The organism is Pseudoalteromonas sp. BZB3, assembly GCF_040104455.1.
Classification (GTDB): domain Bacteria; phylum Pseudomonadota; class Gammaproteobacteria; order Enterobacterales; family Alteromonadaceae; genus Pseudoalteromonas.
This window is the reverse complement of the sequence record NZ_JBECOS010000012.1, coordinates 171,787-192,892: the sequence shown is the minus strand read 5'-3', so window position 1 is coordinate 192,892 and position 21,106 is coordinate 171,787. Positions and strand designations below refer to the sequence as shown.

The 21,106-nt window shown below is 41.8% G+C and carries 20 protein-coding genes and 1 pseudogene; 5 read left to right on the top strand and 16 right to left on the bottom strand.

Going from position 1 to position 21,106, the window contains the following annotated elements; translation table 11 throughout:
- Positions 1–788: 788 nt before the first annotated feature.
- The 7 genes from ABMY35_RS14420 to ABMY35_RS14390 form a co-directional block, all read right to left on the bottom strand.
- A complete protein-coding gene (locus tag ABMY35_RS14420; RefSeq protein ID WP_349286845.1) occupies positions 789–1,904 on the bottom strand; it encodes an esterase-like activity of phytase family protein in 1,116 nt (371 codons plus the stop codon).
- 474 nt (positions 1,905–2,378) lie between these two features.
- Positions 2,379–3,743 (bottom strand): sulfite reductase subunit alpha, encoded by a 1,365-nt coding sequence (locus ABMY35_RS14415; RefSeq protein ID WP_349286844.1) that lies wholly within the window; start codon positions 3,741–3,743, stop codon positions 2,379–2,381.
- A gap of 1 nt (position 3,744) precedes the next feature.
- A complete protein-coding gene (locus ABMY35_RS14410) occupies positions 3,745–4,569 on the bottom strand; it encodes a DUF4198 domain-containing protein (RefSeq protein ID WP_349286843.1) in 825 nt (274 codons plus the stop codon).
- A gap of 10 nt (positions 4,570–4,579) precedes the next feature.
- On the bottom strand, positions 4,580–5,092 hold the full coding sequence (locus tag ABMY35_RS14405) for a DUF2271 domain-containing protein (RefSeq protein WP_349286842.1): 513 nt from the start codon (positions 5,090–5,092) through the stop codon (positions 4,580–4,582).
- Between the two features lie 9 nt (positions 5,093–5,101).
- Positions 5,102–5,698, bottom strand: a complete 597-nt coding sequence (locus ABMY35_RS14400) for a PepSY-associated TM helix domain-containing protein (RefSeq protein WP_349286841.1) — start codon at positions 5,696–5,698, stop codon at positions 5,102–5,104.
- 187 nt (positions 5,699–5,885) lie between these two features.
- Complete coding sequence (locus tag ABMY35_RS14395; RefSeq protein ID WP_349286840.1) at positions 5,886–6,869, bottom strand: catalase family peroxidase; 984 nt, start codon at positions 6,867–6,869, stop codon at positions 5,886–5,888.
- Positions 6,870–6,997: 128 nt separating this feature from the next.
- Positions 6,998–7,654, bottom strand: a complete 657-nt coding sequence (locus ABMY35_RS14390; RefSeq protein WP_349286839.1) for a hypothetical protein — start codon at positions 7,652–7,654, stop codon at positions 6,998–7,000.
- 239 nt (positions 7,655–7,893) lie between these two features.
- On the opposite strand from ABMY35_RS14390, the gene ABMY35_RS14385 reads away from it, so the two are divergent.
- The gene (locus ABMY35_RS14385; protein ID WP_349286838.1) at positions 7,894–8,142 is read left to right on the top strand and encodes a gamma-glutamylcyclotransferase family protein; all 249 of its coding nucleotides are present in this window, start codon (positions 7,894–7,896) and stop codon (positions 8,140–8,142) included.
- Between the two features lie 16 nt (positions 8,143–8,158).
- Here ABMY35_RS14385 and grxC read toward each other — a convergent pair whose 3' ends face one another.
- A complete protein-coding gene (grxC, locus tag ABMY35_RS14380) occupies positions 8,159–8,524 on the bottom strand; it encodes a glutaredoxin 3 (protein WP_349286837.1) in 366 nt (121 codons plus the stop codon).
- A 27-nt stretch (positions 8,525–8,551) separates the two neighbouring features.
- Between grxC and ABMY35_RS14375 the strand changes: the two genes are divergently transcribed.
- Genes ABMY35_RS14375 through ABMY35_RS14365 form a run of 3 tightly spaced genes read left to right on the top strand, consistent with a single transcriptional unit; the run spans position 8,552 to position 10,442 of the window.
- Positions 8,552–9,469 carry an AraC family transcriptional regulator gene (locus tag ABMY35_RS14375; RefSeq protein WP_349286836.1) on the top strand — a complete coding sequence of 306 codons (918 nt, stop codon included), beginning with the start codon at positions 8,552–8,554 and terminating at the stop codon, positions 9,467–9,469.
- A gap of 1 nt (position 9,470) precedes the next feature.
- Complete coding sequence (locus ABMY35_RS14370) at positions 9,471–9,845, top strand: DoxX-like family protein (protein ID WP_349286835.1); 375 nt, start codon at positions 9,471–9,473, stop codon at positions 9,843–9,845.
- A gap of 18 nt (positions 9,846–9,863) precedes the next feature.
- Positions 9,864–10,442, top strand: coding sequence for a pyridoxal 5'-phosphate synthase (locus tag ABMY35_RS14365; protein ID WP_349286834.1), 579 nt, complete (start codon positions 9,864–9,866; stop codon positions 10,440–10,442).
- 50 nt (positions 10,443–10,492) lie between these two features.
- Here the strand turns inward: ABMY35_RS14365 and ABMY35_RS14360 are convergent, their stop codons facing one another.
- The 8 genes and pseudogenes from ABMY35_RS14360 to ABMY35_RS14325 form a co-directional block, all read right to left on the bottom strand.
- Positions 10,493–10,867, bottom strand: a complete 375-nt coding sequence (locus tag ABMY35_RS14360; protein ID WP_349286833.1) for a hypothetical protein — start codon at positions 10,865–10,867, stop codon at positions 10,493–10,495.
- 94 nt (positions 10,868–10,961) lie between these two features.
- Positions 10,962–14,069 (bottom strand): annotated as a pseudogene (locus tag ABMY35_RS14355) (efflux RND transporter permease subunit).
- Positions 14,070–14,078: 9 nt separating this feature from the next.
- A complete protein-coding gene (locus ABMY35_RS14350) occupies positions 14,079–15,194 on the bottom strand; it encodes an efflux RND transporter periplasmic adaptor subunit (protein WP_349286832.1) in 1,116 nt (371 codons plus the stop codon).
- The gene (locus ABMY35_RS14345; RefSeq protein WP_349286831.1) at positions 15,194–15,802 is read right to left on the bottom strand and encodes a hypothetical protein; all 609 of its coding nucleotides are present in this window, start codon (positions 15,800–15,802) and stop codon (positions 15,194–15,196) included. The genes ABMY35_RS14350 and ABMY35_RS14345 overlap by 1 nt, the downstream gene beginning before the upstream one ends.
- Before the next feature lie 69 nt (positions 15,803–15,871).
- A complete protein-coding gene (locus ABMY35_RS14340; RefSeq protein WP_349286830.1) occupies positions 15,872–16,222 on the bottom strand; it encodes a hypothetical protein in 351 nt (116 codons plus the stop codon).
- Between the two features lie 190 nt (positions 16,223–16,412).
- Positions 16,413–16,625: a hypothetical protein gene (locus ABMY35_RS14335; protein WP_349286829.1), complete on the bottom strand. Its 213-nt coding sequence runs from the start codon at positions 16,623–16,625 to the stop codon at positions 16,413–16,415.
- Positions 16,626–16,715: 90 nt separating this feature from the next.
- Positions 16,716–17,465: an MBL fold metallo-hydrolase gene (locus ABMY35_RS14330; protein ID WP_349286828.1), complete on the bottom strand. Its 750-nt coding sequence runs from the start codon at positions 17,463–17,465 to the stop codon at positions 16,716–16,718.
- A 60-nt stretch (positions 17,466–17,525) separates the two neighbouring features.
- Positions 17,526–18,677: a DUF2235 domain-containing protein gene (locus tag ABMY35_RS14325; protein ID WP_349286827.1), complete on the bottom strand. Its 1,152-nt coding sequence runs from the start codon at positions 18,675–18,677 to the stop codon at positions 17,526–17,528.
- A gap of 259 nt (positions 18,678–18,936) precedes the next feature.
- Between ABMY35_RS14325 and ABMY35_RS14320 the strand changes: the two genes are divergently transcribed.
- On the top strand, positions 18,937–21,078 hold the full coding sequence (locus ABMY35_RS14320) for a TonB-dependent siderophore receptor (RefSeq protein ID WP_349286826.1): 2,142 nt from the start codon (positions 18,937–18,939) through the stop codon (positions 21,076–21,078).
- The last annotated feature ends 28 nt before the right edge of the window (positions 21,079–21,106 follow it).

Here is a 21,106-nt window from a genome sequence, read left to right as displayed (position 1 = left end):
GAAAAAATGAGGCTGATCTATATGCTCAAAGAGCATGCAACTCTAAAATAGAAACTCACAACCAACAGACAACACCCTTTCCCTTTTATCACACCCTGAAAATAATAAATTGATGAGTAATGCGCTCGCATGGATGCGAGCCAAGCCATGCTTGTACATGGATGTACCTTCATGGCGTGTACGTTCATATCAATTTATTCTTTGAAGGATCTAGTGTGATGAAGGGCGCCGTGGGGGTGACGAGTGACCGAAACGCAGTTTCGCAGCGCGAGGAAGTGGAGGCATGGATGCCGACAGGCCCAAGCTTCAGGGATGAATTTCTGCAAGAGGCTAAATTGAAATGCTTAGCCTCCCCTTGGTTGTCGTCGCCAACGCGACAAAAGATTAAACTGAAGGCAAACTTTAAACTTGTCGCGCTAAAGCACGACCTACACAAATACCGATAGAGTACTCCACAACAGTATTTAAAATTGCTCATTTCACCTTGCGCAAAATAACCTTGCTTCGCAACGTGTATTTTGCACGATAGATGTGATGAAGGGCGCCAGCGGCTGTAGTTGTCAACGCGACAAAGGGTTAAATTGAAGACAGGTGATGAGCAATCCTTAGATTCTGAAACAAGTTCAGAATGACGAAAAGCAGTTAGAAGTCGCGGCGTAAAGCTGCTGCTACCGATAGAGTTCAGAAGCACTATTTTCATATCGCTTTGAAAATCTTAATTTTGAAATTCAACGCGACAAAGAATCAAATTGAAGGCAAATTTCAAACCTGTCGCGCTAAAGCACGACCTACATGCCAGAAACCTCAAACAACAACACCTGATTCAATTGCGGGCCATGCACATTAAAATTATTATCCGCCACCATCAGCAAACTGCGATTGCCATTTGCTAAAGTCGGGCCAAACGTTAAGCCCTCCAAGTTATCAATCTGCTTCGACCCTAATTTGTCAGTGATGGTCGCTAAATCTAATACCAAGGTTTTCTTCGCGGCTTTAAACGACTGGTTTTTTAAAGAAGCAATGTTCGATGTGTCGGTCGCATCTTTCGTATCGATTAAGTAAATACTTACATTATTGCCACCGTCTTTTAACCCTGAGGTATAAGAGCGCTCCATGGTTAAAAATTGATGTTCGCTGATTTGTAAGATCTCAACTAACCCCGTGGTGCGAAATGCATCGGGTTTAGCGCCTTTGCGGTCTACCAGTGGTTCAACATAATAGGCGAACTGTTTTTGCATTTGCTTGCTGGCAAAATCAAAGTGTGAAATACGCACCATGCTGCCGTGCTTTAAGGTGGCTTCTTCACCATCTTGTTTTAACGCGCCTTCCATTGACACCCAAATACCTTTACCCGACATATCGAGTGTTACGCCTTCAAACACCGCGTTATGGCGTGGGCCAGTGTTTTTGCCGATATTAAACATTTCAGGCAATGCAAAAGTGGTTTGGGTTTGGTTTATGTCACCTGCGAGTGATTGCATAAAAATAGCAGGCGGCTTGTTGTATTTCACACTGCCTTCACTAGTCCAAACGATACCGTTTTGCTTAGGTGCAGGAATTAAACTTTCAGGGTCGACAACACGCTTGCTCGATTTATTGCCCATCAGAGGGAATGATTTCTCGAACGTAATATTGCTGATTTTCGTGTCTTCAATCTCAGCACCTTCAATACTGATTTTGACCTGAAAATAACGTGGCTTGTCATAATCATCGGTAACCATTAAATACTTGCCGTTGAAGTATTCAATACTCGATAAACCACCAACTTTATCTCCATCAACAATTAATGACGCAGGGACAATGTATTCGTCGAGAAAGTTAAGTTTGATAGGGGCTGTGTGTGCAAAAGCGTTTGTAGAAAGCGTTGCCGATAAGGCGAGAGTCGAAAATATTAAATTGCGCATTGTTTTACTGTGTCGAATAAAAATCTGAACGACGAATATACGTGGCTGAAGTTTAGATTGCATCTTATTAGGATGAAAAAACTAGACAAATTATTAGGAAAACGAGTTTAAAATGATGTTGGCTTTGAATATTATCGCGAAATAAAATTGTGGTTTTAGTTGGTTTAGTGCAATTTCGTTGTTGGTATTAGTATCAGGCCTGGATTACCTGCAAATGCTGAGTTATCTTGACCGACATAACCAGTCGAAACATTGTATAAGTCAGTTTTTTTTGATGTTGTTTACAGAATAGTTAGTTTCTTGTTTTTGATTGAAATAATCTGAGCTGTGGTCAACAGTGCTTCTAACGTATTGATGTCGAATTAAATAAATTATCTAGGGCTCAGGTTAAATAGTTTGAGCTGGGATGTTTGAAAGCTTAGGGTGAGCCGCAAAGCTTTCATGATGTTAATGCTGATTAGGTTGGTACTATTTTTAATATACATCTTTACGATAAAGGCCTTGTCTTTCTAGCCTTGATAATACAGGCTCGCCTAATATATCAAGTAACATGCTTTCAACGTCTTTTGCCATACCTTGCAAGCTGCCACAAATAAATATTGCCGCTCCGTTGTTGACCCAGTCTTTTAACTTAGTTTGCTGGGCAAGCATGGCATCTTGAACATAGCCAGAATGACATCGGCCTACCTTTATGTTGCTATTAGTGCTCTGCCTAGAAAAAGCGAGATCGATTTCAGTTAAATGCTTGGCATTGAACCACTCTGTGAGTTCTCGATGCCAGGGTAAGTCATGCTCTGCGCATCGCTCACCGTAAAGCAGCCAGTTTTCATGATGTTGCTTTATTTCTCGATGTTTTAAGTGGCCTCTAAGCCCTGCTAAACCGCTGCCATTTCCGATCAAGATGAGCTTTTTATGCATTCCTAATGGATTAAATTTAGTGTTTGCTCTGATTGAGAATGCTTGCGTACTATTTAAATCTGCTTGGTGGCATAGCCAACCAGAGCCGAGACCCAGTTCACCTGATGGGTGTTTTTGTTCTCGCACCAGCAGCTTTAAACTTTGCTCTTGTGGCACACTGGCAATACTGTATTCTCGAACGGTATCTTGAATGTGTAAGCGAGCAATGTCACCGGCTTGCCATGTTAAACCACTTGGCACAGCGAGATTTATTTCAAATAAGGGAGCGCCGGGGCTATTAATATTTACTTGCTGTCGGTCAGTGAGTTTGAGCTGCTGAATAGGCGGATGAGTAGCCGATAGCATTGAGCGCGGCACAGCCTGTTTTAGCAAGCCTTTGCTCAATAGGTTTGAATTCCATTCATTGATACTGTTTTCATCAAGTTTGTTGACAAGAATAGGTTCGAATAATGGCTTGCAGAGTTTGCTTTTCAGAGCTTGATTGAGTGCAAGGCCAAATTGACAGTACTGACTATATTCTCTGTCTCCAAGAGCAAGTACTGCATAATTGAGATGTGAAAGTGTGCTTTTAAGTTTGCTTAGCTTATCCAGAAAGTGCCTGCCATTATCAGGGGCTTCCCCTTCACCATAAGTACTGGCAATGATTAACAAGGTATCAGTTTGATTTAATTGTTGCTCGGTGACTTGGTTTAAGGTTAAACACAAGGCAAGGTCGCCCTGAGTTTTAAGTTCAGTATGCAGCTCATGAGCAAGTTTTTTGCCAGAGCCGCTTTCGCTCGCGTAGGCAATGAGCGTTTTTGCATTACGTTGTTTATGGGTTTGCCACTTGGCAACAATCACTTTACGATAGCAAAATAGCGTAAAAACGAAATAGCCGACCAAAAGCAGGCCGGCTTGCATAAAGAGAGATGCGCTTAGCATTTTAGTCAGGTAGCACTTCTAAAACGGCAATGTAAGTGCCATTTCTTACCATCGCAGGGGCTTTGGCTTGGCTATCTTCATACTCAGCTTCTAAGAAGTAGCGACCAGCACCATTCCATTTTAATGTCACTATGCCTTCATCATTACTTCTGGATTTAATTTCTTCCTGTGCATCACGGAAACGAGTCCCTTCTTGAATTGCAGTAATTTCAGCGCCGACAGCAGGTTTACCATCAATTAAGAATTTGAACTGTGCTTCTTCACCAGCATAAAGTTCATTTGGGTGTGTAATAGCAACGAGTTCTAAACCTTTATTCGTTGGCTTTAGGGTTTTATTGGTTGGTGCGCCTAAGGTAACGAAAGTTTCCATACGACGAGCGTATTGGCTAATATTTAAATCATCGGCTTTTTTAGGTACGCGTTTTTCAAACTCAGCCATAGAGAAAGCCTCACCACGACCCGGGTACCATTTTGGTTTGCCATTTTCTTTCCATTGGGCATACAAGCCACTTGTTTCCATGAAAATTTTGTATGTGCCCTGCTGTTTTAATGCCAAGTCAAACACATGACGGTATTTGCCTTTGTGCATATTTTCAACTTGGGTTGCTGAACCATCAGGTTCATTTACTTTCACTCCAGTAAATCGACCTGGATTATAATTTGAAACGAAAATATCGTTTGAAACGGCGGCATCAAAACTTACCCAGCGGTTTTCACCTGATAGCTGTGTTTCTTGTGGCACAATCCAAGCTCGGTGTGCGTTAACGTTAAAGCAACTAGCAGCTAAACCTGCTAATAATAGCGACTTAAGAAAGGTTACTTTCATGGGGAGGGTCCTATGGGTTAATAGTGAATGAAATGGCGCCAAGCTCGGTTTTACCCGATTTGTTAAATGTCTGCATGTCTGCTTGCGGCCAGTTGAACGGAATATTAATGAGTTCTCTGCCACCGACTTCGCGAGCAGCTTCAACGCGTAGGCGATATTTTCCAGTAGGTAGATCTGTTAATTTGGCTTCTGCAAGAGAAAAGTTCAACTGGTGCGTACCAGGGCCTTGAGTCGCCCCGCTCATACCATCAACAGGTAAGTCAAGGTTACGCCCCGTTCTGCGCCACCATTGACGCATATCTTTTAGCCACTTTTCGCCTTCGTTATTACGCATATCAACGTCGTACCAGACAGCTAAGTTGCTCACTACCTTGTTTTTACTGTTTTCAATCCAAACTGCAACGTAAGGTTTATGGTATTCAGCAACATCCAGTCTTGGGATCTCGACCGAGACATTAATATCACTCGCTAAAGTTGGCGCTGTAACAACAGCCAATAAGGCTGAGGCTATAACTTGTTTCATATTTATTCCTTAATGTGCACTGAGTATTAAAATTAGAACTGGAAAAATCGCACCAGCAACAACTAAGGGCCATGTGCTTGGACGTTGATTTGCATAGCGTACAAGCAGCCATAAACCGCTCAAAGAAAATACGATGCAAAGGATTGAAAAAAAGTCGATAAACCAACGCCAAGCGTCGCTGGTATTTCGTCCTTTATGTAAATCGTTAAGGTATGAGATTACTCCGCGGTCGGTGTTCTCATAGATAAGCAATCCACTTTCAAGCTCAATGGTTAACCAAGCATCACCGCCAGGTTTGGGCATGCCCAAATACACTTCGTAGTCATCCCACTCTGCATCTGTTTTTGGTGTGGCAATATTGTGTTCATTTATCAAAAACTGCCTAACTGCTTGAGGAAGAGGGCCGCTTCCTCGACTGCTCAGCGTTTGTTTAATACCCTCACTAAGCTCAATTTCTAATGTGGTTACCACTGGTGTCGCTTTGATATCTGCAGCATGATTTAGAGTGATCCCCGTTACTGAAAATAGCAACATACCGACAAGGCATAATGCAGAAGTGATCCAGTGCCATTGTCTGACAGTGCCAAGCAAATTTGAAAGTTTCATTATTAATTACAACGGGCTGACGACTATTTTATCCAAGGCAATTATACATATGAAATTTTAAATGAGAAGCGCTTTTATTTGCATTAATTGAAGTAGGAAAATGTACGAATCAATACTCTACATGGGATTGCATATGAAACAGGTAACCTAGAAGGAAAATTTGCCTTCTAGGTTAAGGTAAAGCTGGTTACTGGCCGCTTAAACGCTTACCAAATGAAATTGCATAAGCCATTGAACGCATTTTCAGTACTGGGTCGTCACTGGCCGTAAAGCCTTGAGAAATCACATTTGGGTCAAAGTTGATTGGCGTACAAGCATCTCCGCCTGATTGTTTAAGTACTACTTTACCAAGTGCGACTTGTGTTCTGTCTGCTGGCCATTGAACAGAGGGGTTATTTACCACATCTTGCTTTTCACCAATTACAGCATTAAGCGTAAAAGATACAGTACCTTGAGTAAGTTGATTAGCGAGCTTGTCAGCTAAGAAAGTGGACTTAAGCTGCTGGGCTTGTTCTTTTGATAGTGTTTTTACACCTAAGTCTGGCGTAAGTTGCCAGCGAAATTTTACTTGCTCAGCGCCATTACCATAAAAGAAAGTATGTAAACCAAAAAATTCAGTGTTGGCATATGAGGCCGGTGTTTTAGCTTGTGCATTCCAAGCCACATTGCCTTGCACGCTCGGGTTATTCTTTATGTACTCTTGGGTCTTCTTTGGATCGCGCTTACCACTTTCATCGGGTAATAAGGTTGATAAAAAGCCAAAGAAGGTTTCGGGATCTTTGCCTGCAAAAATAGGGAAGTTATTACCGGTAAAGATATGTCGAGCGCCACCCGGTAAGTTAATTTGCATGCCCATACCGCGGGTGCCTGTTGTTCGTTCGTCTGCGATTGGGTTACCACCACCCATTGAAAACCTTATTGTGACGGGGAGTGCACCGCTACTTAAAAGAGGCGCATTTTTGAATAAGTTAATTTGCGTATTGGGTTGAAACTCTCCAATAGCACATACACCAGAGACATGAGCTTTACGAACGCCAGGGTGTTTACCGTTTAACTTTTCAAATAATTGAATAAATTCATTTGCGGATACAGGTTTTTCTGGAGCAGCAATAATTTGGCCTGAAAAAATAAGCGCGACTGCAGCGCTATAAACGTAAGTATGTGTTGTCATATCGATTACCTGAAGGTGACTTAATTATTTATTTGAATAAGCTAGTACTTTGCAAGACAGGCAATCGATTTAATTAATTTCAAATTTGCGTTATTTAGTGCATTTTGAGCGATTTTTAGCAGCTTTTATTAACTTCCTCCCCCGCAGCCACCCCCAGAGCAGCCCCCAGAATCACCACCCCCGTCAGCAACACCACTAGAGCCACATGAAGCTGAGCAACCTATATGTGTTGCACAATAACCCTCTTTACCGAGCCCTTGGCAATTAAGTTGATACTTAAATCCATCTTCGATATCAAGCAAGGCATCTATTGCGAATAAAAGTGGTAATCGGGTAGGTTTTAGAGGAGAAATTCTTTCTTTAGCACATGCTAGTTTCCAAGCGGTTTTTATGCCTTGTTGAGCTGATTTGGGAGAAGACATGGCTTCGGCTGGATGGTGGTGTAAAAAACGGCCAAACGCTTTTTTGCAAAAGTCCTGATAGAACTTGGTAAACAAAATGAGTTCATGCCATGCCACATCAACAACCTGCGAAGGCATTGAAACGGGCTTACCTTTGGCTAATAAATTTACATGGAACCATTCTCTCAAGCCCCTTTCTACTGTTTTTAACTGTTCGTCAGACAGATGCGGGTAGCGGCTTTTAACCGTCTGCAAAACCTTTGCGGGTACCTTAAAGTTTTTTATGTGGGCTTTTCTTTTAGCTAATTGTTTTGATTTAAATTTGAAAGCTGTAATTAGCAATGCCACTACTGCAGTAATGCCTATTAAGATGTGTGCTTCCATAGCGTGTCCTGAGATTCTTTATTTTTATTTATCAGCACTGTATCAGAAAAGTGTACCTATTTGGCAGTATTAATTTTTGTGAGAAACCGTATAAAAAGCTGTTCTGTAAATCACCTTTCTTATATGTTTTAACTCTTATAAAAAAACGGGATGATAAAGTGGAAAGGTTGTTTGTATATGGGACGCTCGCGACGGGCAAGCCAAATGAGCATATTTTGTAGGAAGTTGAAGGTGAATGGTTGCCTGCGACTGTCAAAGGGGATTTGCATCAAGCAGGGTGGGGAGCTGAACTCGGTTTTCCTGCAATTAAACTAGATGATGCAGCTGGTGAAGTCTCGGGGCTGTTATTCTGTTCTTATGCCTTGAAAGAACACTGGGCAATGCTGGATGAGTTTGAGGGTGAACAGTACGAGCGGGTTATAGTGAATGCAACCCTTGAGAGCGGCGAGCAAGTTGAGGCATACGTTTACTCACTGGCTTCATCATAAAGTGCGTAATTAAACCTTAAATAACGCGGCTAATAAAAACGGGCGAGTCAGAGTTCGCCCATGATTTTAAGCACGTTTTAGTTTGCCTAGCTTTTTCACATAAGCTTTGAAAGTCATCAAATCCACCTATGTGCTGGTCATTAATGAATATCTGTGGCACGGTTCTTCGCCCGCCGCTCAGCTCAACCATGTTGTTAAATGCATCTTGGTCATCTGATACTTCAATTTCTTTGTACTGCCAGTTTAATTTGGCTAGTAACGCTTTGGCTGCTTTGCAATAAGGGCAGTAGTCTTTATGAAACAATGTGATGTTGGCCATGGGGTTGGTATTTGATCCGGTTTGCTTAATTTGTGCAAGCAAGTTTAAATAGAGCCCATTCATTGCACTATGTCATAATATTCGAAAATCATGTCCGAAAGTCCAAATATATACTTAAATGACCCCGATCCTTTGAGTGTGCTGTTGAAGCGCTTGTCACTTAACGCCGAGGTGTATGTGAACGGCGACTTTTGTGGCACATGGGCCGTTGATACATCAGGTAGTCGTCGTATTCCATTTCATTTAATTGGTGATGGTGAGGCTTGGTTGCATATGAATGGTGAGATTAAGCAACTAAAGAAATGGGACTTGGTGATTTTTCCGCACGATCATCAACATATCATTGCCAGCTCTGCGGATAAGCCTGATGAACAGTTAATAAACGCCCCAATGAGCAATGATGGCGCAGTAACCAATATGGTCTGTGGCTTTTTTGAATTTAAGCATGCTCAGATGAATCCGCTATTAGATGCAATGCCTGAGGTGATCCATCTCCAAGCAAGTACAAATACTGATGATGCTAAAACTCGCAGGCTGATTGAAATGATGATCAATGAGTTAAAGCAGGCTAGGGTAGGGTGCTATACCGTGGTTGATCAATTGGCTTATCTGCTTTTTATTGAAGTTTTAAGACAACAAGTTGAAACAAGTGCATTAAATTCAGGGCTATTAGCTGCGATGTTTGATACGCGAATAGCCAAGGCATTGAATGCCATTCACCAAAACCCACAACGCAATTGGCAGTTACAAGTATTGGCCGACGAAGCGCTGATGAGTCGCTCGAACTTTTCTGACAAGTTTACAAGTCTGGTTGGCTTAAGCCCGATGAAGTATTTAGTTAAATGGCGAATGGTTGAGGCATATCGTTTGCTTGTGAATACTGAGAAAAGTGTTGCCGACATAGCAGAGCTCAGTGGCTATGAATCAGAAGCGGCTTTTCGTAAAGCATTTAAACAACACCAAGGTGAAGCACCGGGTGCGGTAAGAAGTGAGTTTAATAGGATTTAGCATGACAACAGTTCAAATGGCCCGTTATATGATTACTTTTGTGTGGTTGTATCACGGTATTTTTCCAAAGCTTGTGCATGTTGCGCCACTCGAACAGCTCATGACGGGCAGCATAGGTTTTTCAGATGATATTTCTTATTTAATAACTAAGGCGGCGGGTATTGGCGAAGTGATATTTGGTTTGTTATTTTTCGTTTTTTATAAAACTAAGCTCATGAATATCTTAAATATACTCGCACTAGCTTTTTTATTACTCTCGGTTGTTATGCTTCAACCGCAATTGTTAATTGAAGCTTTTAATCCAGTGACCACAAACTTGCCAATCATGGTATTTAGCTTTGTACTCTTAAGCGAAATCAAGCAAGGTAAGTTGTAAATTAAGGAAAAGATAAACATGAATAACCCAATAGAGAAGTTCAATGATTTATGGCAACAAGCATTACTGGATTCGCCTTTGCAGCAGAAGAGCGCAGTTTGTGTATCGACAATAAACGCAGAAGGATTTCCAGAAAGCCGCTTTGTAGATCTAAAACAGGTTGATGAACAAGGATTTGTGTTTTGTACTTATTATGATTCAAACAAGGGTCAAGAAATCAGCCGCAACCCAAAAGTTTCACTGAGCGTATGGTGGGATCACATAGGCCAGCAAGTAAGAGTTGTCGGACTAGCTGAACAGATCTCAGAGCAAGCAGCAATACAGTTTTGGCAGACACGTTCGCGTTCAGCACAACTAACCACATTAAGCTGCGAACAAAGCCAGCCGCTATCGTCAGAGTCAGCATTAGTTGAGCAGTTTGATAAAACTCAACAAACACTTGAAGGGAAGGAAGTAACAAAACCTCAAAATTGGGGAGGGTATCGTATTCGACCTGTCTCAATTGAGTTTTTAGCATTCGCAGAAAGCCGCTTACATCTTAGGACTCGTTTTACCAAAAAAAATGATGTTTGGACAAAGATGTTGCTGCAACCTTAAAGCATAAAAAATGAATACCCTAGCCTAAGCTAAGGTATTCAAATTACTCATTAGAAAGTAAAGCGAACTGTCACACTGTGGTGACCATCTTCTTTTACTTTAACTAATACTTTTGCACCCTCAGGAATAACAATATTAGCTGACATTTTGTTACCGCCAGCCGAAGTAAGTTCAACATCTGATTTCTTACCTTTTGCAAGCACTGTAATGTCACCTGTTACTTTTTCCGTTGGGTAAGGCTTTCCATGGTCACGAAGATATAAGCTAGCACCTGACTCTTCACGAACAAGTTCAAAGACCATTTCGTGTTCAACTTTCACTACGCCACCATGAAGGGGCTTTGTATCACCATGTGCTGATGCATTTGGTGCGAAGAACAGTGCGCCAAGCGCTACGAAAACTAATGTAATAAATGTGTTTTTCATGTTTTATTTCTCTTTATGTTGATATTAAGAAGCTTGCTCCTTCGCATTTACGCAAAGGGAAGCGAATAATTAAATCTCTTAACCAAAGCTCAGGTTAAATAAGTTCTTTTGAGTTATTACTCAACCATTTTTCAGTGGGTTTTTTACCAAACTTCCAGTACAGCAAGGGTGTTAATAAAGTATCTAATAAGGTCGAGCTTATAAGACCCGAGAAGATAACAATTGCAACTGGGTGGAGTATCTCTTTACCTGGCTGATCAGCCGCCCACAACAAAGGTATTAACGCGAACGCTGTTACCATCGAGGTCATAAGTACAGGTAATAAGCGCTCTTTTGCACCGCGAATAATCAAGGCTTTATCGAATGACTCGCCCTCAAAGCGAATTAAGTTTAGATAGTGGCTGATTTTTAAGATGCCATTTCGTGCTGCGATCCCCGTTAAGGTAATAAACCCAACCACAGATGCGACCGACAGCGAAGTGTGGGTTAACCACATCGCAAGCACGGCTCCAATTAAGGCCATAGGTAAACTGCACATAATAATGTTTGCAAACACCATGGATTGATAACGCAAATAAAGTACCAAGAAGATCAGTGCAAATGACAAAACTGACAGCACAATGAGCAAACGCATGGCTTGTTCTTGCGCTAAAAATTGTCCTTCTAGACTAATGAAGCTGTCATCAGGTAGTTCATGGGCGATCACGATGTCGCGAATATCTGCAAGCAGCGCTCGTACATCGACATTTTCACTGTTTGCATATAACACTAAACGGCGGCGTCCATTTTCACGAAGCACCTGATTAGGGCCATCAAGCAATTCAATATCAGCAATATAGGCAACTGGAATTGCACCCGCTGGTGAATCAATTAAGGTATTTGCAATGGCTGTTGGCGTTCTGTTTTGATCTTCTAAACGGAGTACCAACTCAAAGCGTTTTACCCCATCAATCACATCGGTCACGCTGACTCCCTCAGTAAGCATGTTTAATTGGCGAAGCGCAGAGCCTGGTGTTAGGCCATATTTAGCTAAGTCTTGATACCTTAAACGCACACTCAACTGCGGAATAAGCACTTGCTTTTCAATGTTGATATCGACAAGGCCGGGGACGCTTTCAAGTTTTTTTCTAAGACTTTCAGCACTGATACGTAAGCCCTCTAAATCATCGCTAAACAGCTTAATCGCAAGCTGCGCACGTACACCCGATAGTAAGTGGTCGAGTCTATGCGAAATTGGCTGACCGATAGCAACTTACCCTGGCAAAACAGACAATTTGTCACGAATTTCAGCAAGTACTTCATCGCGACTTCGTTCAGATGAAACTAAGTCTACATCTACCTCTGACGAGTGAACGCCTTCAGCGTGTTCATCTAATTCTGCACGGCCTGTGCGCCTACCCACTTGCGTGACTTCTGGCACAGACATTAATAACGACTCTGCTAAATGCCCCATTTTATTAGATTCTTCAAGTGAGGTACCTGGCTCAAAAATAATACCAAGCACCAGCGAACCTTCATTAAATGCAGGTAAAAATGCGCGAGGAAATTGCGAAATACTCGCCGCCGAAAGCAGCGCTACAACACCTGTTAGCGCAATCAGCTGTTTTGATTTAGGCAGCGCCCAATCAATCCAAAGGCTTTGTAAGTGCTTTAATTTTACTACCAACCAGCTATCGCCTTGGTGGATCACTTTGGCATTCGGTAATAAGTAGTAACACAGCACAGGGGTCACCGTCATCGACACCAATAATGAACCTAAGATCGCAACAATATAGGCAAGCCCTAACGGCGAAAACAATCGACCTTCAATGCCTGGTAGCGCAAACAGCGGTAAAAATACCAAGATAACAATCGCGGTTGCGTAAACAATGCCTGAGCGCACTTCTACACTGGCTTGCCACACCACATCAAAAACAGATTTTGGTGATTGCGATTGCGCGTTCTGTTTTAAGCGCCTTAGAATGTTTTCAACGTCTACCACCGAGTCATCCACTAATTCACCGATGGCAATTGCAAGGCCGCCCAAGGTCATAACGTTAATGCTTTGGCCAAGCCATTGAAAAATTAATACCGTCACCGCTAAAGAAAGCGGAATAGCAAACAATGAAATAAGCGTTGTTTTTGCTGAAAATAAAAACAAAAACAGTACGATAGTGACCATAAAGGCACCATCTCGCAGCGCTTCTGTCACATTATCAATGGATGATTTGATAAAATCTGCTTGGCGGAACAGTACTTGTGGCTGGGCAATACCTTTTGGTAAACCTGCATTGAGCTCTGTTAGGGCTGATTCAATTTGTGTGGTTAATTGCACCGTGTCGGCATTGGGTTGTTTCTGCACATTAATCACCACCGCGGGCTTGCCATTAAAGCCGCCATCACCGCGTTTTTCAGCTGCGGCATAACTCACAGAGGCAACTTGAGAAAGTAGCACTGGACGACCATCATGCCAGCCAACCGCCAAGTTTTTCAGGTGTTCTTCATCAAGCGTGCGGCCTTGGTGGCGAATTAAATATTCTTGATTGTTTAAATCAACAAAGCCACCACCGAAATTAGTAGCAAAGTCATTTAGCGATGCTTTTAGTGACGCTAAATTCACATTTAACTGACGCATGCGCATTGTATCGGGTGCAACACGCAACTGACGTACTTCACCACCAATAGGGATCACCTGTGACACACCCGGAATAGCTAATAATCGTGGGCGCAATATAAAATCGGCATATTCGCGGGCAGCCATTGCATCAGTATCATCTTCGGCATCAATTGGCAGCGCAATTAACATCACCTCCCCCATAATAGATGACACAGGACCCATCACAGACGTAATGCCCGTCGGTAGTTGCTCTGATGCTAAATCTAATCGCTCAGAGACCAACTGACGATTACGATAAATATCGGTATCCCATTCAAACTCAATGTAAACAATGGATAAACCAATGCCTGAGGTTGAGCGAATACGGGTAACACCAGTCACCCCATTGAGTAAATTTTCAAGGGGAAAGGTCACTAGTTGCTCAACTTCTTCAGGTGCCATACCACCTGCTTCAGTTAACACAGTAACAACCGGTTTATTAAGGTTTGGAAACACATCCACAGGCAGTTTTTGCCCTTGCCACACACCATAAGCCATCAAGACAAAGGCAAGCAAGAGCACAACCAAGCGGTTTTTTAAGCTGCTTTTTACTAATAAATTGAACATTTATAATGCCTATCTCACTTGGTTTAACAGTGATGCACCTGCCACCACAACGCGGTTATCTGCACCTAAGCCTTCGGTCACTAACACAAGCCCTGGCTCAAGATGTTGATAGTTAATTAGCTGAGGTAAAAAGCGCTCTGCCGAAAGTTTTATCCATACTTGTGGTAAATTATTTTGGCTCAGTACAACCGCATCTAAAGGGATCACAATGCCTTGTTGCTTTTTATTAATAGGCGCGTGTAAGCTGATGTTCTGATTGATAAATAAGCTGCTTTCAACATGCTCTTGCGCCAGCTCAAAATTAACATGCACTAAGCCATTCACAAGCTCAGGAGAAAAACCTAAATAGTTAAGTGAAATTGCTGGTTGCTCAATTACTTTTGCTGAAGTTAATTGCTTAGTAAGCGCAAAATCTTTAGTGCTTGCTTCAATTAAAAATTTGTTTGGTGCGATTATCTCAAACAAGGCTTCACCGGCTTTAACCCATTGCCCGCGCGAAACTTTGTGGTTAATAAGCACACCCGAGATAGGTGCAATTAACACCTCTGGTTTCTCTAGCCCTTTTTGCAGTGCTTGAGCCTGTTGTTTTAAGCTTAAAAGCTCAGTTTCTAGCTGCTCTAACGCTTGTTTTGAGGCTAAATCTCCCAGCTTCTTTAAACGCGCAACATCGCGATTGGTTTGCTCAATGCGATTGCGGATCGCAATTAATTCACTGGTTTGACTGGCAAGTTCATAGGCGGTGTCTTGATAACGAATTAAGCCAAGCACATCGCCTGCGTTCACTTTTGCACCTGTTGGATAAACACCAGTTTCAGGGGCGTCTAATCGACCATCACTGCTAGATTGAATTTTGGCGTAACCGTCTGGGTGCGGTTTTACAATGGCATCCAAACGAACATGTTTTTTTACTTCTGACTCAGTAACAAACTGGGTGCGAATATTAAGTAAAGCTTGGTGCTTCATTGGCATAATGACCGAGCCGTCAGCTTGTTTACCAAGCGCACCTTCAACTTTGTTTGACTTTTGATCTAAGTGTTCACCGTTAGGGCCATGTGCACCAGGTGAGGCAAATAAACTAAGCGAATATAAACTAAGTGATAACAATACCGCGTTTTTAAGCTTCATTATTTACGCTCCTTAGACAAACGACCGATAAGCAAACCAATCACAAATACCCCAATACACAGCAAAACAATCAGCCAAGGGAAGTCATGGTGATGATCATCATGTTCGTCATTTTCATGTGCGTCAGTTGATTCAAAAGCTTGGTGGTTTTCTAAATTTGCCACTAATAAATCACCATTTTCTTCGTTCAAAATGGTCATGACGATTTCATGTAATCCCGCTTGCTTTAGCTGAGCAAGCAGGGTTTGATCGGTCACAATATAGGCTTGTAACTGCGCTGAAAATTCAGCACTTGAGGCCATTTCGCCAAGCTCTAAATCGATTGATGCATCAGCTATTGGGGTATTGGTTTTAAAATCGTGGAGGTAAATAACCAGTTGGTTTTTAAGTAACTCGCCAGCCAATTCGAAGGTTTCGGTGAAACTTTCAAACTTCGGATTGGTCGAAGCCGCGACTTTAGTTCGCGTATCTAAATGTTCACCATTTGGGCCATGGGCACCAGGAGACGCTATCGCTTTGGTGATAAAAACAAGCGATAAAAGCAATAAAGCTAATATAAAACGTGTACTAAACTGCTTTTGATGCAGTGCATAAAATGTAATAGACATAGTTAATCCAAAAAAACAAAAACTCTAGCCAAGCAACAACAGTCACTGACTACTAAACGTTAATTTGAATTAAGCCCGAGGGGGAGGTGTGGTGTGTTTTATAAAGGGCGGTGACCAATTATTATTAATTGATACAATTGAGCCCATTGGTTTTATTTCGGCTTTGGAATAAGGGAAAGCATCTAGAGCAACCGTTGCACAGCAATGTAAGTCTTGATTAATGTGTTTTACTGCGTCTTTAGTAAATGAAATTTCAAACTCGCTTTCGTTGTCATGATCATGACTATGCGGCTGACCTATTTCATGAAGTAATTGGTGAACATCGCCTTGAGTATGGCGCTCTTCTCCATGCGCAATACTTCCGAATACCTGAGTACTCAGAATGCAAAGCATCATTATAAGAAGAGTTAATTTACGCATTAGGCGAATGTTTTCATAAGAGTTATAGTTGATGCTAGCATTGATATTTAACAAGCTCAATTTTTAATTTTCAAAAAATCTTTTAGTTATTGTCTTCAACAATTGAACTTAAAACTAATAAAATAGACAAGAAAGTCAAACTAAGCTGTTCTGAAATAAGCCTGACAATCAAACTTCAAGTGGTTGATACTCAAAGTTTGTTGGCGTTGACCTCTTCAACCATGTGCCATTCTGAATTAGCTTCAAGAATATGCTTTGGTATTTTCTCAGTCCAAGCTTTATCAACATCTAAGTTTATGTTTAATAAGTCTCTATTTTCAACTGATGCGAAACGGTAAATTACGTCCTTATATCTGGCGATGAACTTTGCAATGCCATGGAGAGATTTGCTGCAAGTATTCATGTTGGTGATAGCTTTACCAATAAATAAATTTGCTGATATCCAAACTCTCCAGAATATATGTCGAAAAATCCGAATCGCTTAAACCCAGTGCTAATGGATATTAAGTGCTTTTTTAAACTTATATTTTACAGAGCGCCAATGGGTCATTGGGGTGGTGGGCGCTGACTCTATCAAGCTGTCGAAATCTATATCGGCAAAGTTTAATTCGCCGTCATGCGCTAAAATGACGGACTTAGGCTGGAGTAATTTAATGGCCTGCAACGAGTTGCGGTAACGTCGAGGGTAAAACAGAGGAAATGGTGGGATTAATTTACCTTTTACTTTAACCATTAAATCAGCCACATAAACACGCTCTGAAGGGATATGATAAGCGGCAATGTCGCGGTCGGTGTGACCAGGGATGTGCATGACTTGCCATTCATCAAAGCCAGGTATGGTCATGCCGTCTGCGAGAAAATGGTCGGCTCGCAACTTTCTTGGGTAAAACAGATTTTGTTTTTTCTTGCCTTTTCGACCAGCAACATAAAGCGCGAGTAGCATATCAGTCCAATGCATTAACATGCCATCAAGGCCACGATACCAGTGCCCCGGAGCATTACATGCAGCAATTTTTGCCCCAGTGGTTTTAGCGAGCTTATGTGCGCCACCGGCATGATCAGGGTGCATATGAGTCACTAGAATGACTTTTAAGTCGCCAATGGAACGATTGAGTGTTTGCGCTATAAAGCTCAGTACAATGTCATGATCTGCACGACAGCAACCATCAAGTAGCATGAGTTTATCCTGATATTCAACAAGATAAATTGTTTGTATATAACCTTCTATTTGATGGATTTTCATGAAAGATGCTCCCCAATACGCCAAGCATTTTATAGCTCATCTGACCACTTTGTGCAAAATTTAGTGCTCATCTAATTCAGCATAATCTTGCTCTTTCTGTTCAGAGTGTTCTGTCACACATGAAAATGTCTGTAAAGGTAGAGTAAAGTCATGCCATAAATGGTGTTCGGTTTGCTCAAGTGAGTTGGGTTGGTAGTTGTTGTCTAGACTTGCCCTTTTAGCGACACTGTGGTGCACCACAGGCGTTAAGCTGGGGTCGATTTTATTGTCTTTCATCACACAGCAAATCCGGTCATCTAAGGTTAGCCAATCAATAAAAAAAGTACGTGTCTGTTGATGGTTAAGGCCTAACGCATTAGGGGATAGAGATAACTCGTCGTGACTGATAATGTCTTGAAGTGAATCGGGGCAAGCTTGTTTGAGACAATCGCTATCAGTGATGTCTAAAGTAAAGCGCGGCAAGTCATGTGTCTGTTGCATATATTTGAGCCAATTAATGGCATAGCCAAGTGCTACATCAGCGAGGCCATCCTTTTTATATCCGCCCCCAACATCTGAATGAGCACCAGCAAACCAAATTTCTGTGATCCTATTAGGATCATAGTTCATCAATGTTGGCTGAAATGCTTTTCGTTTTTCATCAAGACTGACTAAATGAGTAGCGTATTTTACTTTGTTTGAAATAGTTCGACCATACTCAAAAACCACCGAGAATTTAGGGCGTTTGCGAGTGCTTAAATCGGGCAGACCGATGCTCGCAACAGTATCGAATACACATAAAAATATGAAAGGGGGCGTGTCGTCATTGTTAATTGCATGCTCAATCAAAGAAACAAATCGTCTCGCTAAGGCAGCGCCGCGAGAAAACCCAGTGATTAATACAGTATCACCCGTTCGGTAGTGATTTAAAAAGTCATTTCTTGCTTTGTTTAGAATATATGATACGTCCCATGAATTAAACGCTAAGCCCTGATTGATAAAGCGGTTAAACCAGCCACCATATGTACCCACTCCTTGATAGTAAAAGCAGTGGGTGATGTTGTTTCTATTAGATTGGCCATAGTGCTCGCCATCGCGGTGTAGGTTACCACCCATTAAAAAGTGCAGTTTTAAGATATTACTGATGCTTGCATCTTTTTGTTCATCATATTGTTTTGCATCTTCAGGCTCATTGCCTGTGCCATCAAAATTAAAAACGATCAGCCTGCTCATTCTCTTCCTTAGATAATGTGTTTTTAGCAATAAAGGCCATTAAGCGCTTTATTTCGGATTAAATCCCTAGAGTAACCCCACATCATGCATGGACATTACTCTCCTAGGTAGCTGATTACTATACCAATTGTCTTTTTTCATTGCATCATTTGCTCTTTCAGAGTTGCAATAATTTTTATTTCTGCAATTGATTTTGCAAATCAATCTCATTTGCATTAATATGCGTCGCGATTCAATAATAACCAATTTAGGCTCTCTTATGATAAGTCGTGTATTTAAGTTAAGCGCTCTATTCGTTGCTACTTCGGCAATCCTTACTGGTCATGCTTTTGCGGACGATGGCAAAAAAGACATTGAGAAAATTCAAGTATTAGGTGATAAGCACAGTAACTATCTGGCAGTTGAAGCAGAAACAGCCACTAAGCTAGGTATTTCAATTAAAGAAACACCGCAATCTGTGCGAGTGGTGACGCGTGCGTTGATGGACGACTTTTCATTAGACGATGTGAATCAAGTACTAGAAACGACACCGGGTGTCTCAGTTGAGAAGATAGAAACAGACCGAACTTACTACAAAGCACGTGGCTTCGATATTCTTAACTTTCAAGTAGATGGCTTAGGCTTACCGCAAGAGCGAGGCTCATTGCAGGGGACGTTAGACACGGCAATTTATCAGCGAATTGAAGTTGTGATGGGTGCAAATGGCATGATGACAGGTGCAGGTAACCCATCAGCAACAGTTAACTTTATTCGTAAACGCCCAACAGCCGATTTACGTGCTGATGTGTCAGTGACTGCGGGTTCTTGGTCAAACAAACGAGTTGAAGCAGATGTGTCAGGTAGCTTCAATGATATGGTTTCAAGCCGCGCTGTTGTGGTTAAACAAAAGCGTGACTCTTATTTAGACCGTTATGCGGTAGATCGTGAAGTATTTTATGGCATTACTGAATTTGCTTTAACAGATACAACGACTTTAACAACCAGTTTAACCTATCAAAGTAATGATGCTGATAGCCCGCTTTGGGGCGCATTAGCGTTATTTGATAACAAAGGTCAGCCGACAAACTATGATGTTTCTACTTCAACGGCAGCAGATTGGGCTTATTGGAACAACACCTCAAAACAAGCATTTGTTGAGCTTGAGCAATATATTGGTGACGAGTGGAGTGTCATTGCACGCTATGCACATACGCAAAATGAGCAAGACTCAAATTTATTTTATGTTTATGGCACGCCAGATTCAGAAACAGGCTTAGGTCTTACAGGTTATGCCAGCGATTATCAACTACGCGACCGAGTCAACTTATTTGATGTGTATGCGCGCGGTAACTTTGAGCTATTTGGTCAAGAGCATCTCGTGGCTTTTGGGGCTAGCGAAGCCGATATGTATTACTTTGACCGCTCTTTATATGATTATCAAACCGGTAATGGTTTCCCGCCAATGCCTAACATGAATGAGTGGAATGGTGTTGCGCCGGTGCCAACTTTGGTTGATGTAAACCCTGCGGCCCCTGGTTCTGATGTGCATAGTGAACAAAGCTCTCAATATGTATCTGCGCGTTTTTCTTTAACTGATGATTTAAAGCTACTTGGTGGTCTTAGGTACACAAACTGGGAAACACAAGGGTTATCATATGGTAATGATAAGGGTCGTGAAGAGAGCGATACAACGGGCCATGTTGGCTTAGTTTATTCAGTGAATGACGATATTAATGTGTATTCTTCTCACAGCGAAACCTTTGCGCCACAAACTGAAAAGGATATTAATGGATTACAGTTAGCGCCAATTGAAGGTGATACTCAAGAATTGGGTGTAAAAGCTGAGCTATTTGACGCCAGACTTATGCTAAATGTAGCCTTCTTCAACGCAGAGCAAGTGAACATTGCTGTTGCAGATGTGGCAAACTCGACACCAGATAAAACAGTTCACAAAGCGGCGCCGGGTATTCAATCGAAAGGCTATGAAATCGAGCTAAGTGGTGAGCTTGGCTATGGCTTCAGCGCTAACCTAGGTTATACCAATACAGATATTGATGTGTCTGACACGTTTAATGCTGGCAATGTAGAAGCACAACTTGTTAAAGATTACACACCAAAGCAGGTATTTAAGCTAGCGGTTAAACATGATGTTGAAGCCATTGAAGGGTTAAGTTTTGGTATGAACATGCGTTGGCAAGATGAGATCAGCCGTATACAAAGCCCTCAACCTTTAGTTGTCACTAAGCAAGACGCCTATGCGATTGTGAATTTTATGGCAAGCTACGACATCAACGAACAAGTTAACCTGACCTTCAATGCCAATAATGTATTTGATGAGAAGTACATTAACTCACTGTATTGGGCACAAGGCTTCTATGGTGCACCTCGTAACTATGCATTGACTTTAAATTGGTCATTGTAAGTTTATAAAAAATTTAAGGCCGCTTATG

Bases quoted from the DNA above. Each gene is read 5' to 3' on its own strand.
- ABMY35_RS14345 (WP_349286831.1), bottom strand. From the start codon at position 15,802: ATGTCTATTACATTTTATGCACTGCATCAAAAGCAGTTTAGTACACGT.
- ABMY35_RS14415 (WP_349286844.1), bottom strand. From the start codon at position 3,743: ATGCTAAGCGCATCTCTCTTTATGCAAGCCGGCCTGCTTTTGGTCGGC.
- ABMY35_RS14370 (WP_349286835.1), top strand. From the start codon at position 9,471: ATGACAACAGTTCAAATGGCCCGTTATATGATTACTTTTGTGTGGTTG.
- ABMY35_RS14360 (WP_349286833.1), bottom strand. From the start codon at position 10,867: ATGAAAAACACATTTATTACATTAGTTTTCGTAGCGCTTGGCGCACTG.
- ABMY35_RS14330 (WP_349286828.1), bottom strand. From the start codon at position 17,465: ATGAAAATCCATCAAATAGAAGGTTATATACAAACAATTTATCTTGTT.
- ABMY35_RS14325 (WP_349286827.1), bottom strand. From the start codon at position 18,677: ATGAGCAGGCTGATCGTTTTTAATTTTGATGGCACAGGCAATGAGCCT.
- ABMY35_RS14405 (WP_349286842.1), bottom strand. From the start codon at position 5,092: ATGAAACAAGTTATAGCCTCAGCCTTATTGGCTGTTGTTACAGCGCCA.
- ABMY35_RS14340 (WP_349286830.1), bottom strand. From the start codon at position 16,222: ATGCGTAAATTAACTCTTCTTATAATGATGCTTTGCATTCTGAGTACT.
- ABMY35_RS14375 (WP_349286836.1), top strand. From the start codon at position 8,552: ATGTCCGAAAGTCCAAATATATACTTAAATGACCCCGATCCTTTGAGT.
- ABMY35_RS14320 (WP_349286826.1), top strand. From the start codon at position 18,937: ATGATAAGTCGTGTATTTAAGTTAAGCGCTCTATTCGTTGCTACTTCG.
- ABMY35_RS14410 (WP_349286843.1), bottom strand. From the start codon at position 4,569: ATGAAAGTAACCTTTCTTAAGTCGCTATTATTAGCAGGTTTAGCTGCT.
- grxC (WP_349286837.1), bottom strand. From the start codon at position 8,524: ATGAATGGGCTCTATTTAAACTTGCTTGCACAAATTAAGCAAACCGGA.
- ABMY35_RS14420 (WP_349286845.1), bottom strand. From the start codon at position 1,904: ATGCGCAATTTAATATTTTCGACTCTCGCCTTATCGGCAACGCTTTCT.
- ABMY35_RS14365 (WP_349286834.1), top strand. From the start codon at position 9,864: ATGAATAACCCAATAGAGAAGTTCAATGATTTATGGCAACAAGCATTA.
- ABMY35_RS14335 (WP_349286829.1), bottom strand. From the start codon at position 16,625: ATGAATACTTGCAGCAAATCTCTCCATGGCATTGCAAAGTTCATCGCC.
- ABMY35_RS14395 (WP_349286840.1), bottom strand. From the start codon at position 6,869: ATGACAACACATACTTACGTTTATAGCGCTGCAGTCGCGCTTATTTTT.
- ABMY35_RS14350 (WP_349286832.1), bottom strand. From the start codon at position 15,194: ATGAAGCTTAAAAACGCGGTATTGTTATCACTTAGTTTATATTCGCTT.
- ABMY35_RS14390 (WP_349286839.1), bottom strand. From the start codon at position 7,654: ATGGAAGCACACATCTTAATAGGCATTACTGCAGTAGTGGCATTGCTA.
- ABMY35_RS14400 (WP_349286841.1), bottom strand. From the start codon at position 5,698: ATGAAACTTTCAAATTTGCTTGGCACTGTCAGACAATGGCACTGGATC.